This window comes from Providencia rustigianii DSM 4541, assembly GCF_000156395.1.
GTDB lineage: Bacteria > Pseudomonadota > Gammaproteobacteria > Enterobacterales > Enterobacteriaceae > Providencia > Providencia rustigianii.
Map to the genome: position 1 here is coordinate 457072 of NZ_GG703817.1, position 19270 is coordinate 476341.

At 40.8% G+C, this 19270-nt stretch carries 17 protein-coding genes; 4 read left to right on the plus strand and 13 right to left on the minus strand.

The window, feature by feature from the left end; translation table 11 throughout:
• Positions 1-416 precede the first annotated feature (416 nt).
• From PROVRUST_RS02225 to PROVRUST_RS02235, 3 genes are all read right to left on the minus strand, one after another.
• A complete protein-coding gene (locus tag PROVRUST_RS02225; protein WP_006813052.1) occupies positions 417-3077 on the minus strand; it encodes a toprim domain-containing protein in 2661 nt (886 codons plus the stop codon).
• 84 nt (positions 3078-3161) lie between these two features.
• On the minus strand, positions 3162-3383 hold the full coding sequence (locus PROVRUST_RS02230) for a TraR/DksA family transcriptional regulator (protein WP_006813053.1): 222 nt from the start codon (positions 3381-3383) through the stop codon (positions 3162-3164).
• Complete coding sequence (locus tag PROVRUST_RS02235) at positions 3376-3597, minus strand: DUF2732 family protein (protein ID WP_006813054.1); 222 nt, start codon at positions 3595-3597, stop codon at positions 3376-3378. The genes PROVRUST_RS02230 and PROVRUST_RS02235 overlap by 8 nt, the downstream gene beginning before the upstream one ends.
• 389 nt (positions 3598-3986) lie before the next feature.
• Between PROVRUST_RS02235 and PROVRUST_RS02240 the strand changes: the two genes are divergently transcribed.
• A complete protein-coding gene (locus PROVRUST_RS02240) occupies positions 3987-4472 on the plus strand; it encodes a hypothetical protein (protein WP_039854073.1) in 486 nt (161 codons plus the stop codon).
• On the opposite strand, the gene PROVRUST_RS02245 is transcribed toward PROVRUST_RS02240, so the two are convergent.
• Positions 4469-4795 (minus strand): hypothetical protein, encoded by a 327-nt coding sequence (locus tag PROVRUST_RS02245; RefSeq protein ID WP_006813057.1) that lies wholly within the window; start codon positions 4793-4795, stop codon positions 4469-4471. The two genes, PROVRUST_RS02240 and PROVRUST_RS02245, sit on opposite strands and share 4 nt — an antisense overlap.
• A 183-nt stretch (positions 4796-4978) precedes the next feature.
• On the minus strand, positions 4979-5245 hold the full coding sequence (locus PROVRUST_RS02255; protein ID WP_006813059.1) for a Cox family DNA-binding protein: 267 nt from the start codon (positions 5243-5245) through the stop codon (positions 4979-4981).
• A gap of 101 nt (positions 5246-5346) precedes the next feature.
• On the opposite strand from PROVRUST_RS02255, the gene PROVRUST_RS02260 reads away from it, so the two are divergent.
• Entirely contained in the window at positions 5347-5646 is a 300-nt protein-coding gene (locus PROVRUST_RS02260) for a helix-turn-helix transcriptional regulator (protein WP_006813060.1), read from the plus strand.
• Positions 5647-5712: 66 nt separating this feature from the next.
• Positions 5713-6702, plus strand: coding sequence for a phage integrase (locus tag PROVRUST_RS02265; RefSeq protein WP_006813061.1), 990 nt, complete (start codon positions 5713-5715; stop codon positions 6700-6702).
• Between the two features lie 258 nt (positions 6703-6960).
• Here the strand turns inward: PROVRUST_RS02265 and ahpF are convergent, their stop codons facing one another.
• From ahpF to PROVRUST_RS02290, 5 genes are all read right to left on the minus strand, one after another.
• Positions 6961-8535: an alkyl hydroperoxide reductase subunit F gene (ahpF, locus tag PROVRUST_RS02270; RefSeq protein WP_006813062.1), complete on the minus strand. Its 1575-nt coding sequence runs from the start codon at positions 8533-8535 to the stop codon at positions 6961-6963.
• A gap of 128 nt (positions 8536-8663) precedes the next feature.
• Positions 8664-9227 (minus strand): alkyl hydroperoxide reductase subunit C, encoded by a 564-nt coding sequence (gene ahpC / locus PROVRUST_RS02275; RefSeq protein ID WP_039854074.1) that lies wholly within the window; start codon positions 9225-9227, stop codon positions 8664-8666.
• A gap of 184 nt (positions 9228-9411) precedes the next feature.
• Positions 9412-10539: an ABC transporter permease gene (locus tag PROVRUST_RS02280; protein WP_006813064.1), complete on the minus strand. Its 1128-nt coding sequence runs from the start codon at positions 10537-10539 to the stop codon at positions 9412-9414.
• 2 nt (positions 10540-10541) lie between these two features.
• Positions 10542-13298, minus strand: a complete 2757-nt coding sequence (gene rbbA / locus PROVRUST_RS02285; RefSeq protein WP_006813065.1) for a ribosome-associated ATPase/putative transporter RbbA — start codon at positions 13296-13298, stop codon at positions 10542-10544.
• Entirely contained in the window at positions 13295-14365 is a 1071-nt protein-coding gene (locus PROVRUST_RS02290; protein WP_006813066.1) for an HlyD family secretion protein, read from the minus strand. Before PROVRUST_RS02290 ends, rbbA begins: the two co-directional genes overlap by 4 nt.
• Before the next feature lie 765 nt (positions 14366-15130).
• On the opposite strand from PROVRUST_RS02290, the gene PROVRUST_RS02295 reads away from it, so the two are divergent.
• Complete coding sequence (locus tag PROVRUST_RS02295) at positions 15131-16879, plus strand: ABC-F family ATP-binding cassette domain-containing protein (protein ID WP_006813067.1); 1749 nt, start codon at positions 15131-15133, stop codon at positions 16877-16879.
• Positions 16880-17045: 166 nt separating this feature from the next.
• Here the strand turns inward: PROVRUST_RS02295 and PROVRUST_RS02300 are convergent, their stop codons facing one another.
• From PROVRUST_RS02300 to tyrP, 3 genes are all read right to left on the minus strand, one after another.
• Positions 17046-17246, minus strand: coding sequence for a hypothetical protein (locus PROVRUST_RS02300; RefSeq protein WP_006813068.1), 201 nt, complete (start codon positions 17244-17246; stop codon positions 17046-17048).
• A 1-nt stretch (position 17247) separates the two neighbouring features.
• Positions 17248-17793 carry a PadR family transcriptional regulator gene (locus PROVRUST_RS02305; protein ID WP_039854075.1) on the minus strand — a complete coding sequence of 182 codons (546 nt, stop codon included), beginning with the start codon at positions 17791-17793 and terminating at the stop codon, positions 17248-17250.
• 250 nt (positions 17794-18043) lie between these two features.
• Positions 18044-19192: a tyrosine transporter TyrP gene (gene tyrP, locus PROVRUST_RS02310; RefSeq protein ID WP_248696618.1), complete on the minus strand. Its 1149-nt coding sequence runs from the start codon at positions 19190-19192 to the stop codon at positions 18044-18046.
• Between the last annotated feature and the right edge of the window lie 78 nt (positions 19193-19270).

Below are 19270 nucleotides of genomic sequence, written 5' to 3' on the forward strand. Positions count from 1 at the left end.
ATTATTAATCAATTAGTTATAGAGTAATATTAAAATTGTAACGTTTGTAACGCCTTTCCGAACCCCTCCCACAAATTCTCTATACTTATAAAAGCGTTTAAATAATAGCCAATTATAACTCTACTGTTTATAGAGCTATCTACTCTGTGTTAATGACCATGCAAAACTGTCAATTTCCCTGACCCCTTCGGAAAACAGTTACAACGGTTACATACACAAAAAAGACTTATAACTTATTGATAGTAATATACTCCGATGTAACTTTTTTCGGTTACAACAGGTTACAGAGCGAGCCTAAAAGGTTACACCATAATAAATCAACACGTTTGCAGTTAAGCAGACTTGCAGAAGGAGGGATACTTTTAGATAAAAGAAAGGCTGCACAAGGCAGCCGATAGAAAGGAAATAGACAATAACTAGCTTTCACTGTTTTCTTGGAATACCCAACATCTGAGCACATCAGGCTTCGTTAAAGTACTCCCTACCGCAAGCGTGTTATTAAACTGGCTGTTCACCACACTTCTCACCGTCTTAACGCCCACAAACTTACGCATGCGCCCCGCTTTCAATAAGTTCTTAATATCTGTATTCAATAACATAGACTGACGGTACTCACTGGCTACCTGTGCAATATGGTTAAAGTTCACCGCATAAACACCCTTTTCACTACTATGATTCACACCAAAGGCTTCATTATCGTGTAAATAATCAAACAGCTCCCAAAACTCCATCACTTGCGGTTGGTCGAGTTGGATCGCTTGGACACGTTGTTTGGCCAACTCAATAATAAAGTCGCGGGTTTGGCGAATATGAGCCGCCTTTACAGGGAGAACTAACGATAACGTTTCCAACAATGCGATTAGCTGTGCGTGATTCTTGGCGATCCGCTCATGGTTAATCGCCTTATCTGCAAATAACTGCGCCTGTAAACCATCTACGCGCTCATTATATTGCTTTAATATCTCTGTTTCTTTCATCAGCACCGTAGGCAGAAAACCGGATAACTTTTCTATGGGATAACGTTCCAGGGCAATGGCGGCATAACGGGTTTCGACGCTCTGCTCGGCTTTATCGGTATACAGATGAATAATTCGTTCTAAAACGGCGCGTGACGCGTTAATTTCCGCATTCTGTGCAATCACAATGCTGCCTTTAAATAACGGCTCATAGGTCTCATTCCCGCTATTTTTGACGCCTAATGAACGCGTCGCGCGGCCGTTATACAGTGATTTAAGTTCTTCCCAATCAAACGCTTTTAGTTTTGCGTTATCTTGCACACGGTCACTTTCAATTAAACACACCGGCAAATTACTAATCTGCGAAAAATTTCGTCCTCGAGCTGCGGCACTGGATTTTGATGCATCGAATCCCTCGTAATCGGCGCGACCACATAAACGCCATAAAAACTCAATCAACGTACTTTTACCTGAACCAGGCTCACCGCAAATTTCTAAAAATGGGTAGCTTTTATGGGTCTTGCGTATCTGCTCTGCGAAGAACGAGCCCAGCCAGAACGCCAGCACTACATAACCTTTTGCACCGAACGCCTCCCAAAGGGATTCTAACCAACCAGTATCAAACTCATTCAGATCCGTATTGATTGCTAATGACGGACTAAGGCTTAGCGTCTTGATATCCAATTTATTAAGGGAAAAATAATCTTCTTCATTTAACGTAAAACACTTACCATCCTGCACTGCCACACTATTAAACACATACACGCCATACTCTTTGTTGTAGCCCACATAATTTTGCGTGATCACCTCTTTGATATCCGGCAATGCTTGTTTGCAAATGCGGTCCAATTGCAAAGTTGTGCCGGTATAAACCGCCCCTTTGGCCACATGCAATAAACGCTTTTTAAATTCACTGGCACTGGTTAGCTGTGAGGCAGTAAAAGTGGCTTTAACTTGGGGTTGACGAGGAAAATCGACGCGCATGTAATACCATGATTCATCGGTTTCAACGGATTTTTGGAAATATAACGGAGTGGGATAACAATTGGCGATTTCAACTACCGTACCAGACTCTTTCACCGCTTTTTGTCTAGCTTCATCTTCATCTAAATCCGGCTCGGCATCATGAATACGCTCAATGGTTTTCATCATTTTATCGATATCCAACTTAAACCAATACAAACGGTTATCGTGTTGAAAATCGAACTCTGAGCGCTCTGTCCAATTGAACATCAAACGGGCTTTTTCGAACGCGGTTGAAGCTAGCAGTAACTTGCCATAATAGCGATAACGGGCAATATCGCGTTCCGTTAGCTTGCCTTTCATATGCAAGTCATTCCAATCATTGCCAGTATCGATTTCAGCCGGTCTGGCAGCAGTGGATCGCCATCCATCATCGATACTGCGGGCAACAAATTTCTTCATGGCTCGCTCACCGGCTGCGCCATTATCCAGCGCCCAAACTAAAAGCGGCTTTTTATTGTTACCTATAGCGGCTTTCAATGCATTTAAAGCAACTTCAGGGTAATTATGGCAAGTCATTAGAGAGACAGCGGGAATACCATTTTGAATCAAGCTGAGTGCATCAAAAATACCTTCAGTTAACCAAATCTCTTTAACTTGAGTTAAATCCTGTTGCGGCAGTGTCCACCAATGCCCTTTATAGGAACCAAAGAAGTTAGCTTTGCGATCAAATCGTGACGGTCTATCAATAATCCGTTCCCAATAAGCGCCCTCCGGTAACGAAAATTTAATCGTTGCCGCCCCTAACCCATTAGCATGATAACTCGACTCAGAATACAGCCCCTTTAATGGTGCAACATCTAGCCCTCGTGCGTGCTGTAAATAAGCATCTGCGGCTGCATTCGGGGCTTGTTGCGTCTTGGGATAGTGTGCTGACCAGTCATCAAATATATCGGGGTAGATTTCTTTAACAATCAACTCAGCGCCACATTTATTTTCACGCCCACAACGCAACACAAACGGCATTTCAATGGAGGTAAATAGCTCTTTTTTCTTGCAACTTGGGCATACACCTTGGCGTAAATAACCGTTTTGTTCTTTGAATTGAAAGTCGTGTACGAGGCGAGGTAATAACGACTGAATATGATATGATTTCATGTGATAACCTTAGAGCACACAATCCACGTCCATCCCGTAGGTTGTGTGCTTTTTATTTGCAAACGAAGTACAGAGAATGATTTCTCATACGCTCCGATAATGTTTGTCTTTCAATTCGCTTAATATTTGGCAATCGATGCATAATGTGCAGCCCATTACCGCTTGGCGGCGTGCTTCCGGTATCGGATGATCGCAATTTTCACATTCAAACGCAGATACGCTATTAACTGGCTTTCTTGCCGCTTCAATATGTTGTTCCAGTACTAGTGCAGCATGGTCATTGGCACGGTCAATAACATCAGACATAGTTAAGCTCTCCGGCTTGTGACTCGAATTTGTCCGCTTCATCAACTAATAATTGATGTATTTGCGCGTAATCTAATTTTTCAGTCAGAATTTTGTCGGCTAATTGGCGTTGACGATCCGCATAGCGATTCATTAATGATTTACGTTCATCTTCCCTATTAGCCTTTATATTTTCAGCGACGGGGGTAAATACTGGTTCTGGAATATTTCTCATTTTAAAACCTCATTTTTAGGTAATAAAAATCCCTGACCGATAAAGGTCATTGTTTAAGTTTGAATACATAAATAATCAAAAATAGTTATATTTTAATAAATAGATTTAATCTCGATCTCATTATTTAATTAACTATTATCAATAGGATACGTTCCGATTTTTTAGCCATGATCGGCAACATGGTGTGTGATATATTTGCTATGCCTGTAATTTTCTTGACCAGAATCAGGCATAACAACCACCTACCTACTAAAGGAATAAAACATGTGTGATGACGAAAATAAAAAATTAGTTAACCAAGGTTCTGATGATTTAAGAGAACTCCACGTCATGTTTGAAAGAGCACCTAATGACGAGGAAAAGAAACCCGATAACGAGGAATAATTTACATGACCAATCAACAATCTGTTTCTAATAACGTTAGTTTCCATGTTCACTATTGTTACTTCATGGAAAATATGACCGCTATTTTTTACAACCGAGTAGATAAATTCTGTATTTTTATGCAATTGCTGCTTGGTTCTGCGGTTATGGCAGATTTCATGAACATGACGTTGATTGGTCTTATTATCGCTATTATTGCCGCTTACCAGTTCAGCTGTAATCCCGCAAATATCGCGAGTAACGCTAAACAACAAGCCATACGTTATAGTGAAATTATTCATGATTTACCTACTAGTAATAACTCTGAGATTCAGCAAAAACTCAAAGCATTAGAAAAAAAAGATAGCGTAATACTGCTTTCTATTCGTGATGCTAGTTATATCCAATCATCTGTTGCCACAGGAAACCTTGATACTGCAAATAATAAATTTAAAAAATTAGGCTTTTTCAAAAGATTTATCATTTTTATCGCCGGTGGTATCCAGCGCTAAACGGTATTAACTCCCTTATTTCGCCATTCACAAGACAGATCTTCTTTTATTGTTATCGTGAACAAATGTGAATGGCTATTTTGTTTCTGACTTTGCTCTATGACATATCGAAAGAAGCTTAAAAACTTGGCAAACGAAATACTTGGGCTAAAGTCAATCATTCCATCCACCGAAATCAAGACGGTATTACCAACATTACTCAAGGGAAGAAAGTGCATTAATTGTGATAATTCAAAAACAACGCTATTTATTGGTGAATACTTATCTTCAATACAAATATATACCCCGTTTTGTGTATTCTTAGCGAGTAAATTACTTTCCATCTTTCTCTCTCCACAGCCCATCGATATATTTTGTCGCCTCGGCCATTGCATCGAACTTGCCGAACGACTCCCCTACATGCCAAACGTGGTATCGCGTGATTGGTGTCCGTATCTTGCGAGGCAACGTAATAATCGTAAACCCGCGATACACGGCACAATGACGACTCACACCAATAATCCGGCTCATTGCGGCTTACCTAAGCCTAACCACACTAACCAGCCGTCGCGCATCTCCGCAGGTAACGACTCATACGCCAGCCTTAAACCACTGTTCCAAGCTGGCAAATACACATAGTTCTCAGCACGACTAGAGCCAGGCTTTTTCATCTGAATAATCGGTAACTTCCCTGCTTTTCGCATATCAGCAACCGCGCTTGTAGGTTTGCCAATCATTTCCGCGAATTTTTCCTCGGTCACACCATCTGACAGACTTACGATTTTCTCTCTCATCTGCTACCCTCTACTATCAGGCGCTTTCTAGCGCTTTAGGACTCTTTGCATCATTGCAAAGACATATCAATTACTCGATACAATATGGAGTTCTCAATATAATGTCAAGAACGCAAGGAGAGAAATTGCGATTAATGCGCAACTCCGAACAAATGACGAAAAGAGAGTTAGCTGATTTAGCAGGACTAAACTATGCGACTTATCACGGCTATGAAAGTGATAAATCTAAAATGACGTTTGAATCAGGTGTGAAAATATTCTCAGCCAATCGATTCAGAAAATACCGAGACTGGTTCATGTTCGATGAGGTGAATCCAGAGGCTGGACAAATCGCACCGGCCTTAGCACACACTGGGCACGAAAATGCAGGATCATCCCACTCAGACAAGAAAACTGGATAACAATACATTTAGCATTCTGTGAAGTTATGAATTTACAGAGTGAGCAAACCATCGGAGACACTTCTTATGGCAATTAAGAAACTCGAAGATGGTCAATATGAAGTGGACATTAGACCGGCTGGCCGCCAAGGAAAACGCGTCAGACGTCGATTTGATACAAAACACGAAGCCGTTTTGTTTGAACGTTATGCTCTATCAAACAAAATGCACAAAGACTGGCTAGATAAATCCAATGATATTCGCCCCCTACAGGACTTAATTGATTTGTGGTGGAACACATTTGGTAAAAGCAATGCTTATGGGCGAGATACATTATTTAGAGCAACGCGCATCGCAACCGCGCTAGATAATCCGCCGATGTGCCAATTAAACGATAAGCAACTGGCGTTATACCGTGAACTCCGGCTCGCTGCTGGAATTAAGCCCTCCACAATAAATCGGGATTTTTCTGCACTAAGCGGCATTTTTACCGCATTAAAACGCACCGATTTATTTATGGGACAGCATCCAATACGCGGATTGGGACGGTTAAAGCAAAAAGCGACCGAAATGTCGTATTTAACTAGTGAAGAAATCGAGCTGCTGCTTAATTTGCTGAAAGGCGACAATAAGAAAGTGGCGATCTTATGTTTGAGTACCGGCGCGCGTTGGGGGGAAGCCGTTAAATTAAAACGCGATCACGTTATTCAAAATAAAATCCGATTCACCTTTACCAAAACAGGCAAAGCGCGAATAGTGCCAATTTCTCAAGAAGTTGCGGATATGATTTGCGAGAAAAAATCGGGGATGCTATTCCCAAGAACGTCTTATCACATGTTTAGAAGACACATAAAGACTATTAAGCCGGACATGCCACTAGGTCAAGCTACCCATGCATTACGGCATACTTTCGCAACTCATTTTATGATGAATGGCGGCAGTATTATTACTTTGCAGAGAATCCTAGGTCACTCAACATTACAGCAAACATTGACCTACGCTCACTTTGCACCGGATTTTCTTCAGGATGCGATTACGTACAATCCACTAAAAGGAGGAACGGCGTTAGCACCTTAGTTATTCGTATTTGGATGATTTGAACGACATAAACCGATGCAAACTTAGCTTTTGGAATGTCCACAAATTGTCCACACTGGAATGCATTTCTTCGCTGTAAGTACCACCAAATCAGCGTTTAGATCGTCCACAAGTTGTCCACACTTGAACACTTTTAGGCACTTTTGAGCCCTTTTTGTACAGATTATGCACAAAAAAAAGGCACTCGCCCCCGAGTGCCTTTTGACTACAACTCACTGAATTTAGAGTAAAAAACTCCTATTCAGCGGTTCTGGTACTAGTGCGGATTAGGTAGTCAAATGCGCTAAGTGCGGCTTTTGCACCTTCTCCGGCTGAAATGATAATTTGTTTATATGGCACTGTAGTACAGTCGCCCGCAGCGAATACACCTTTTACATTGGTTTCGTTACGTGCATCAATTTCTATTTCGCCCATACGGTTACGAGCAACTGTATCGCCTAACCAATTTGTATTTGGTAACAAGCCAATTTGAACGAATGCCCCAGCAACCTCTAAAGAATGTACACTGTCATCGGTACGGTCTTTATACTCTAAGCTAGTCATTTTGCTGCCATCCCCTTTCACTTCAAGGGTTTGAGCATTTAAAATAATATCGATATTACCTAAGCTGCGTGCTTTTTCTTGTAACACTGAGTCAGCTTTTAATTCTGAAGCAAACTCAAGAACCGTAACATGCTCAACGATACCCGCTAAGTCGATTGCCGCCTCAATACCAGAGTTACCACCGCCGATCACAGCCACGCGTTTGCCTTTAAATAATGGGCCATCGCAGTGTGGGCAGAAAGTAATACCTTTGGTGCGGTATTCTTGCTCACCCGGTACACCCATATTTCTCCAGCGTGCTCCTGTTGCAATAATAATACTGCGTGCCTTCATCACGCCACCGGAGGCAGTTTCAATTTGATGATAGCCACCCACATGTTCTGCGGGGATTAATTTAGTCACAGACTGGCCATCAATGACATCCACATTATAACTATCTACATGATTCTTCAGGGCACCTGCTAAAATGGCCCCTTCTGTTTTCAATACCGAAATATAGTTTTCGATATCTACAGTATCCATAACTTGGCCACCAAAACGCTCACCGACCATACCCGTACGGATGCCTTTACGTGCAGTATATACCGCTGCCGAAGCGCCAGCAGGACCACTACCAATAATTAGCACTTCAAATGGTTCACGTTCACTGAGCGATTTCGCGGCGCGGGCATCAGCATTAGTATCAACTTTGCTAACAATTTCACTCAGTGTCATGCGGCCTTGGCCAAACTCTTTACCATTTAAGAAAACGGCTGGAACACCCATGATGTTGCGTTCGTCGATTTCATTTTGAAATAATGCACCATCAATTGCCGTGTGTGAGATGTTTGGATTCAGAACTGCCATCAAGTTTAGCGCCTGAACGACATCCGGACAGTTATGGCAAGATAATGAATAATAAGTCTCAAAGTGAAAATCGCCGTCTAAGCTTTTCACCTGATCCAATAATTCTTGGGCTTCTTTGGATGGATGTCCACCGACTTGCAGTAGAGCCAGAACCAAAGAGGTAAATTCATGGCCCAATGGAGAGCCTGCAAAGCGCACGCCAATATTGGTCCCTGGGTTGGTGATTAAGAATGATGGTGTTCTCAAAGCGCTATTTTGCTCTACACGCATAGACACCATCTCAGACAACGAAGCAATTTGTTCAAGTAATTGTTTTATTTCGTTAGATTTTTCGCTGTCATCTAAATTTGCAACTAATTCTACGGGTTTGGTTAATTTTTCTAGATAGGCTTTTAATTGCGCCTGTAAATTATTATCGAGCATGTAATCCCCTTGTCTATAAATTCGGGTACATTTACCCGTTGTATAGCCAGGTTGCAGGCTTATACATTATTATGTTTGGTGCCTGCAACTTGGCTTACTTTGCAATTTACTTAATCAATATTTATTGATTAGATTTTGCCGACTAAATCTAAAGATGGAGACAGTGTTGCTTCGCCTTCTTTCCATTTAGCTGGGCAAACTTCACCTGGGTGGCTTGCAACATATTGAGCAGCTTTAACTTTACGCAGTAAGTCAGAAGCATCACGACCAATACCTTCAGCGGTGATTTCAATAGCTTGAATGATACCTTGTGGGTCAACAACGAAAGTACCACGGTCAGCCAGACCTTCATTCTCACGCATATTTTCGAAGTTACGAGTCAGTGCGCCTGTTGGGTCACCGATCATTGCGTATTTGATTTTACCGATAGTTTCAGAGCTTTCGTGCCATGCTTTATGAGTAAAATGGGTGTCAGTAGAAACAGAAAAAATTTCTACGCCCATTTTTTGGAATTCAGCATAATGGTCAGCAATGTCACCTAATTCAGTTGGGCAAACAAAAGTGAAGTCAGCTGGGTAGAAAAAGAAAACGCTCCATTTACCAGCAACATCTTTCTCAGTCACTTCGATAAATTTACCGTCTTTAAAAGCTTGATTAGTGAAAGGTTTGATTTGAGTATTAATTAATGACATTTGATATTCTCCTGTTTGGTTGCCTATTAAGTTACTGTTTTCTAGTAACTTAATCCAATCAGTCGTCACTATCGATTTGATAGGTATAATCTAATCATTAATTTAAAATTAATAGGCCGGGCATTAAAACGCTTACTAAACTAATCAGCAAGCGTTTTATGATATATCGACAGAAATAATCTAGTTAAGCCATAGTGGCAATGGTTTTTCGAAAGCGCATTAAGGCAAAACTGAAGAAAACACTACCTATCACAATCAAAATAATGAATTGTGGCCAAACAATCTGGAAACCCGCCCCACGATATAAAATGGCTTGAGCTAAGTTAACAAAATGTGTGGTAGGCATCGTCAGCATCACATCTTGAACCAGTTGCGGCATACTTTCCCTCGCCGTCATTCCCCCAGAAAGCATATTTAGCGGTAATAAAACTAATATCATTAATAACCCAAACTGAGGCATCGACCGTGCTATCGTTCCCATAAAAATACCAATCGATGTTGTTGCAAATAGACTCAATGCGACCCCACACATAAACAATAAAATAGAGCCTTCAATCGGAACTTGTAGCAAAGTTTTAACTACCAATAACAATGAAACTCCCGAAGCAATCAGAACCACCAATCCCATTGACCAGATTTTTGACATCATGATTTCAAAGGGTGTTAGCGGCATTACCATCAAGTGTTCGACAGTTCCATGTTCCCGCTCACGAATCAACGCTGCTCCGGTTAATACAATGGATAACATGGTGATATTGTTGATGATCGCCATCACTGAACCGAACCATGATTGAGTTAGATTGGGGTTGAAGCGCATACGGACTTCAAGATCCACAGGTAAGCTTGTTTGACTACGATACTTCGCAAGAAATTCGTTAACTTCACCGAGGGTAATATTTTGGATATAACTGTTTCCCAAAAAAGCCTGACTCATTCGTGTTGCATCGATATTCAGTTGAATAGCAGGATGACGCCCTGCTAGGACATCACGTTGAAAATTAGGTGGAATATCAATGGCAAAAGTATAAGCCCCGCGATCAAGTAGCCCATCAATTTGATTCGGAGTGATATCCGCAGGCGCCAAGAAATACGGTTCATAAAAACTATTAATAATCCGGTTAGAGAGCTGAGATTTATCCTGATCAGCAATCGCAATCGGAGCATTATGTAATGAGCCAGGTGTCACTGTCGCCGAGGAATAAATAGAGACGGTGAAAGCAAACACAATCAATGCCAGCATCGCTTTATCACGCCCTAAGCTACGTAACTCTTTTACTCCCAGATTAAAGATATTTTGTATTTTTTGGATCATCCCTAAGACTCCTGTTTTTTCAGGAAATAGACACTTAATCCAATCACGATTGGAATGGTGATGACTAAGGGAATAAATGAGGTTTGCAAATCAAAGATACTTAATCCCTTCGAGAATATCCCTCGAGTGATCGTCAGAAAATGGGACGTTGGATATACCATTCCCACCCAACGGCCAATCCCCTCTAAAGAAGATACAGGGTCAATCATTCCTGAAAACTGCGTCGCAGGGATCAATGTGATAATTGAAGTTCCGAAAATAGCCGCAATTTGGCTTTTCATAAAGCAGGAAATCAATAGCCCCATTCCCGTAGCAATCGTGATATAGAGAAATGCCGCCAAACTCAAGGATAAGAAACTACCTTTAAACTCCACCCCAAATACGTACACAGATAAAATGCAGAGTAAAACAAAGTTAAACATTCCCAAAATAATGTAAGGAATCTGTTTACCTAGTAAAAACTCCAATTTGGTGATCGGGGTAACATATAGATTAATTATTGACCCTAACTCTTTTTCTCGTACCACACTTAATGCGCTAAGCATGGCTGGGATCATCATCAATAATAGAGGAATAACCGCAGGAACAATGGCAGGAAGGCTACGTACGTCCGGATTGTAACGGTAACGGGTTTCTATATCTACGGCAGGCACACTCGCAACACCGGCAGGTTGACGAGCCGCCATGGAGCTTAACCACGCTAAATGCATAGCTTGAACATAACCACGTACCGTTTCAGCACGATTGGGCATTGCACCGTCAATCCATACCCCGAGCTTAACTTTGTTTCCTTTCGCTATATCTCGAGCAAAATTAGGTGGAATTTCAATAGCCACCGTAATTTGCCCACTTCGCATGCCTAACTCAAGCTCTTCATAATTTTGTAGCGGAGGTTGTTCGATAAAATACCGAGATCCCGCTAAATTCAAAGTATAGCCTTGGCTCAGCCCAGTTTGGTCACGATCTAACACGGCAAAACGTAAGTTTTCAACATCCATGCTAATCCCATATCCCATGATAAACATCAGGATCACTGTGCCGAGTAACGCTAAAGTAGAACGCACAGGGTCACGACGTAATTCCATGCCTTCCCGAATGCTATAACTAAATAGTCGACGAAAGCTAAAGCGTTTTTTTAAAGATTCTGCAGTTTGCTGTTTTAATCCAGCATCAACATGGAATTCAGGTGCACTCTCTTTTCCAGCGCCACTATCCCCAACCGCATCTTGTAAGTAGGCAATGAATGTGGCTTCTAGCGTCTCTAAACCACGTTTTTTGATCAAATTTTCTGGTGTATCACAATCTAGTACCTTTCCTGCATGCATTAGTGAAATTCGATCGCAGCGCTCTGCTTCATTCATAAAGTGCGTTGAAATAAAAATAGTGACACCGTCACGTCTTGATAAATCGACCATCAAGTTCCAGAACATGTCCCGTGCAACAGGGTCTACCCCAGAAGTTGGTTCATCTAGTATCAACATTTCAGGCTGGTGGATAACAGCAACAGCTAGAGAAAGCCGCTGACGGATACCTAAAGGTAAATCATCTGGCAGCGTATTTCGCACTTCTTCAAGATCGAAACGTTGGCACATTTCATCGATGCGAGGCGCTATTTTCTCTTCTGGGATATGAAAAAGTTTGGCATGTAATACAAGGTTTTGTTCAACAGTCAATTCGCTATACAGCGAAAAAGCTTGGGACATATATCCAACCCGCTTACGGGTTTCAATATCCTTTGGATCAATCTCTTGGCCAAAGAGCCATGCTTGCCCTTCACTTGCTTGCAATAAGCCCGTCAACATTTTCATCGTCGTGGATTTACCGCAACCGTTAGAGCCTAAGAAACCAAAAATTTCTCCTTTGGGGATTTCGAAGTTAACGTGGTCGACCGCCACGAAATTGCCAAACCGCATGGTTAAATCTTGAGCTTCAATGGCAATCACATCATCTTTGCTAGTATCCCGAGGGGGAATGATGACTTTCTGGTGACCACTGCGTTTTTCCTCAGGCAGCAAGGCAATGAATGCCGCTTCAAGATCATCACAACCAGTTTGTGCTTTTAATTCAGAGGCATGTCCTGTTGCCATGACTTTGCCATCATCCATTGCTACAAGCCAGTCAAAGCGTTCCGCTTCTTCCATGTAGGCCGTTGCAACTAAAACACTCATATTTGTTTGCCGTTCTCGAATGCGGTCTATGAGATCCCAAAACTGAGCACGCGATAATGGATCCACACCCGTTGTAGGTTCATCAAGTATCAGTAAATCCGGATCATGAATCAGCGCACAACATAAACCGAGTTTTTGTTTCATTCCTCCGGATAATTTACCCGCAGGTCGGTCTTTAAAAGGAGCGAGTCCTGTGCTTTCAAGCAAATCTTGAATCCGATATTCCCGCTCTTCATTCGATTGACCGAATAGTCGCCCAAAGAAATCAACGTTTTCATATACGGATAGCGTATGGTAAAGGTTTTTCCCTAAACCTTGAGGCATATACGCAATTTTTGGGCATACATTTCTGCGGTGCTCAGCATCGTGCATATCACCATTGAGTACAATAACTTGCCCTCGCTGAATCACTCTAGCTCCAGCGATCAGTGACATTAAGCTTGATTTCCCTACGCCATCTGGACCAATTAGCCCCACCATTTTTCTGGCCGGAATGGCAAGAGTGATGTCATCCAACGCACAGTTATCACCGTAATGTTGGCTGACATGCTGTAAATCAACAATCACATCATCCATCAATTTATCGGTCATTGTGGTAGTCTCACCTCAAGTTCTGTCGGCCAAGATTCTTGCGGGTCTAAACGAATATACGCTTTACCCGGTAAACCGGTTTTGACATATTCTAAGTGTTTTTCTAGAAGTTCAGGTGAAATGCGCGCTCGTACACGGAACATGAGCTTTAATCGCTCGTTCTGGGTTTCAACTGTTTTAGGCGTGAATTGTGCAACACTGGCGACAAAAGTTGTCTTAGCTGGGATCACAATATGTGGAGCCGCATCAAGAATAATATGAACTTCACTACCTAAAGCCACTTTGCCCGCTTGCTCTGTTGGTAAGAAGAACGTCATATAAACATCGCTTAAATCCACCATATTAAGTACTCGACCACCGGAGCCGAGAACTTCACCCGGTTCAGCAACTCGGTACTGAATACGGCCATTACGAGGCGCTTTTAAAATGCTATCTTCTAAATCTGCAGTAATCCGCCTTTCGGTCGCGGTGGCAGCTTCTACGCGATTTTTTGCCTGCACAATTCCCGCTTGAGCAGAATCAATGGCGGCTATTGATGCAGCGACCTGTGCTTTCGAGGCTTCTAACGCAGCTTTTGCCCCCTGCATTTGTGCCGTATCATCATCAACTTGCTGTTGAGATACTGCATTTGTTTTCACTAATACACGAGAACGGTTTAGCCTTTTTTGTGCGGCATCTAATTCAGCTTCACGCTGACGAACAACCGCTTGTGCTGCCAATTTTTCACTTTTACGTTGCACTAATCCAGATTCAGCCGTAACTACAGCGCTAATTGCTTGACGCAATTGTGCTTGAACTTCATGAAGTTGTTCCTGTAATGCTCGGGTATCCATCCGAGCCAGCTCTTGCCCTTGCTGAACAAAATCACCTTCTTTAACTAAGATGGTATCTATTCGACCAGCAGTTTTTGTTGCGATATCAATTTCTGTCGCTTCGATTCTTCCGTTACTTTGAGCAAAACCACCAGACAAATCACTAGAATTCATACTCCAATAATAAAAGCCTCCAGCGACTATCACGAGAACCAAAATAATATAAAACACTATTTTGCGATTATTTGTTTTCATACCATCCCTTTTCTATTTATAGAATAAATGAGTAAGTTACTGTTGTTATTTTGATTATTACCCTAAAAATTAGTCACATTACAAAATAGTTTTCACTTGAAATAAATATCACGTAAATATTTATTATTTCCCAAACGAAAGACTGTAAAAACAGCACGCAAACTCTACCTATCTTATTATTTAATATAAGTTTATCAAAGTTTAGCTTAAGTTAAAGCACCCTGTATCACAAAAAGGCGACTCACGCTTAATTTAGAATGAAAAATGTAGAGTTGAATATAAAAAAGTAACAATAAAATCAATAACGTTATTTACCTCTATTACTTTAGTAAAAAAAACATTATTTTTCCGTTAATTTTATTTTTAATAAATAATTAATAAAGCATTAAATCATTTTAATTTTCATTAAAAAATGCCGTTATTAGTTATCGTTTAGTTACTTTTTCAGTATTCTCAAAACCAAATGGATCTTAATCATGAATAAGCTAACCAGATAATTACTGTTGTTCTAAAACCATCCTGTTTGCTATCATGCGGCCATTGTTCAACCAAAATAATCAAAATAAAAAGGAGGTTAATCTTATGCTGTTGTGTGATCTTATTGAATACTCACACTTCTTTGGTAATCGCCAGTGCTCAGGCTTTCACAGTTTTATACTGCGATAACCCTGCCTGAGCAAAGCAGCTAAAGAGTCTTTTCTCAGCTTACTGGGTTGTCGTGATGACAATACCATGGCGTTGTTACGCCTAAATTTCGAGTAAGCTATGAGCACATTATTATCTGTAAAATCATTAAACTACGATACATCCACCACATCACTACTTTCAGACATCAGCTTTACCCTACAGCAAGGGGATCGTATTGGGTTAATTGGCCATAATGGCAGTGGAAAAAGTACCCTACTAAAATTATTAACGTCACAATTAACACCTAACAGTGGGTATATCACCTATGCTAATCATTGTGTAACCGCCTATATTGAGCAGCATTTGCCAATTGATGTTGCACAGTCAACACTCATCGATGTTTTACTCCAAAAACTCCCAGAGCAAGAACAAGTTTCAGAACGCTGGAGAGCTGAAGTGTTGTTATCTGAATTAGGCTTTGCTCCCCATCAATGGGCGCAATCAGCTAATGAAATTAGTGGTGGACAACATACCCGTTTGTTATTAGGACGCGCACTGATCAGCCAACCTGACCTGTTACTGCTAGATGAACCGAGTAACCATTTGGATTTACCTACCTTAATTTGGTTAGGTAATTTTTTAGGAAACTGGAAAGGAAGCTTTGTATTGGTTTCCCATGACCAATCATTACTCGATAAAGTCACCAATAGCACATGGATTTTACGTGATAAAACACTGCATTTTTACCGTTTACCCTGCAGCTTAGCTCGACAAGCTTTAGCTGAAACCGATCGTGCAGATGAGCATCGCTATCAAGCTGAACAGAAGGAAATTGACCGTATTGCTACCAGTGCTAAGCGATTAGCTATCTGGGGGAAAGTTTATGACAATGAAGGGCTTGCCAGAAAAGCAAAGCAAATGGAAAAGCAAATTGACCGTTTGAAAGATGATCAAACAGATCTTTCTGAGGGTTATCACTGGCAGTTACAATTGAATGGTAAGTCTATTCCCGCCGATCGTGTTCTAGAATTGAATGGTACCAAAGTCACAACACCGGACGGTAACTTGCTATTTGCTAGTAAGTTTCATCAAATAAAAAGCGGTGACCGCATCGCAATTATTGGCGCAAATGGCTGTGGGAAATCCACGTTGTTACGTTTAATCTGGCAAAAATACCAAGAGAATTTGCGCAATGAAATGCACCTCAAATTTCATCCTGCAATTTCTGTGGGCTACTATGACCAGCAACTTGCTCAGTTGCATGGTGGGGATAGCCTGAGCGATGCACTACGAGATTTTGCACCATTAACCGATGAGCAGAGAAAAATGGCACTAATTAGTGCTGGTTTTGGATACTCACGGCACCAACAGAAAGTGGCAACACTGAGCGGAGGTGAACGAGCAAGGTTATTGTTTATCGGATTAAGTCTGGCTGAATATGAACTTATTCTGCTTGATGAACCGACAAACCACCTTGACCTTGAAGGTAAAGAAGCCTTAAGTGAGCAAATTTCGCAGTTCAACGGCGCATTATTGGTTGTCAGCCACGATAAATGGCTCATCGAAAATAGCTGCCAGCGTTATTGGTATATTCACAATAACCAGCTTGAAGAATATCTTAATCTTGAAGATATTTATCAACAGATTGAGTGTCAGTCTTATTCACCACAGCAGGACTTGACTGATCTTACTGGTACAAGCCTATTTTCTAAAAAAATAGACTTCGTAGAGTTACCCTCGCACCAAGATGTATTATTAGAACAGTTGTTGATATTAGAAGATAAGCTACAAGCCGACAAACAACGTAAAGTGGCTCATCAAAAACCGTTACTTCAGCAAGAATGGATTGATGAAATAGCTAAAATTCAATCACAGTTAGGACTTTAATAAATCCCCCCTCTGCTCATCAATGAGGTCAGAGGGGGATTTTTCTCCTGAGGCGTGTTCAGCAAAATAATTATTAATAAAGTAACGCAATGTTTTTCTGTGAGTCTAGTGATTACCCAGCATTTTAGTGGTCAATTTATGAATAACTGTTTTGCCACTATTTAGCTCAAGATTTCTGTTTTTTAGCACGCTTAAAGTAAGACATAGGAACATTAGGGCAAACAACCTCTTTAAATTTCCCTTGTTTTTTTGTTGCTAATGCTAATTTTTCTTCCGTTATTTCAGTTTGTTGAGTTTGATTCATCGATATCGTTTCTTTCATGTAAGTTTGCTCTTTTGCTTGAATAATTCGGCTTGTTTTTGCCATGTTATTTTCCTTCCCCTACTAATAGACTAGCATTTACTTGTTCAATTCGGTTAACTGCTTGGTTAATAATTTCAACTACCTTGGCAGCCTCTCCTTTTGATAGCTGTTGCAACACAATTTTATGTCTGAGTAGTGATTTAAACTTATCTACCGCAGACTCAATCTCATTTGCAAACTGATTTCCAGCCCTTAACTCTTGTGCATATTTTAGTTTAGCTTTCACTTCATTAAGAATTTCAACTTTTAGCAGCAAAAAACAACGTCCTTCCGGCGTGATCTCATAGCACTTACGCCCTTTAGCTGTTTCCTCGCCGATTGAAATAAAACCAAGTTCTTCTAATAGCGTCAACGTAGGGTAAATCACACCAGGGCTAGGACAATATAACCCTGCCGTTGACTCACTGATTTTTTTGATCAGCTCATAACCATAATTCGCTCTATCTACGAGTAAATGCAAAATATAAATGCGCAATTGCTTTGGATTAAACATTCGCCGAACACTTTTGCCATCACATAAACAGTTTTCTACAGATTGCTTGTTTTCCATGACATTTCTCAGTCGTTGAGCACGGTAAAAACCGATATATCTAATATCATAGAGGCTTTTTAGAAAAATGCTAGCTTTAGATATATCGGTTTTTTGCAATGCGTGCTAATGATAATTATTACCATTCAGATGGTAGCGAGAAAATAAGTAAAAGACAGCGCAAAAAATGTTTTTAGCCGTATAAATATAAGAAAAAAGTCAGTTCTGGGAGAGAACTGACTTTCTAAGGCAAGAATATAACTCGATTGTATTAGCCTATATTCGGCAATAAATTAAATACAATCCCAAGTTGAATGGTAATCACCGCAATACCACATAAAAAAACAATGAATAATGCGGGAGTCCCTCCCAAAACTTGATACTTACGCGGATTAGCATGACGGGATTTTAATGCCATTGCGCTTGGTAATAATAATGCCAAAACAGATAAGGCGATCGCCGCATACCCTAAGGCCATAACAAAGCCTTTTGGATAAAATAACGCAAAGATCAGTGGAGGTAAAAATGTAATTAACCCTGTCTGGATTCGCCCTGATGCATTATCTGAACGCTTAAATAAATCAGCTAAGAAATCAAATAGCCCTAATGCCACACCAAGAAATGATGTCGCCAGAGCCAAACTCATAAACATTTGGGCGACAAACTCGGTTTGACTGGATTGTGCCACTTTTTTGATGGCATCAAGTAAACCATTTAGCCCCGCATTTTCCGCAAGAATTCCTACAAATGTATGCGTTCCTATGCTGCCTAATGTGGCTATCTGCCATAAAATATAGGCAACTAATGGGATAGCACTACCTACAATAAAAATAAGGCGTAATTTTTTAACGTTTCCGCCCATATATTTTACAATACTTGGCACACTGCCATGGAAGCCAAATGAGGTAAAAAATACCGGTATCGCCGCTAAAATAAGTATTTTTTCTGTTGGTGATGATAATAAATTAACCTGTTCTACATGGGGTAACATTAATGCCAAAATAATCACTAAAAATATGATTTTTGCTGCAAACAAAATACGGTTAATAAAGTCCACCGACGAGGTACCAAAGCACACAACACCACCGCCAATAACAGTAAAAATGACAATTCCTAACCAATCTGCCATTTCAACAGAAAAACTGCCCTTTAAGTTTGACGTAATAATTTCACCAGCACCCGTTACATACGCTGCCGTTAGTGCATACATTAGAAACATCATACTGAAGCCTGTAATGAATTTACCTCCAGCCCCTAAATAACGTTGAGCAACGCTCCCAATGCCCGTTTCATGAGATTCATGTTGATAAACCTCAACAAGTAATAATGCGGTGTAGCACATCAAAGCCCATAGCCCTAATAGCATCGCCAAACTAACCATAAAACCATTGCCAGCAGCAGCAATCGGCATCGCTAACATTCCTGCACCAATCGTAGTACCTGCAACAATAAAAACACTACCAAATGTACGATTTTTCATATTGAGATCCTAGCCAAT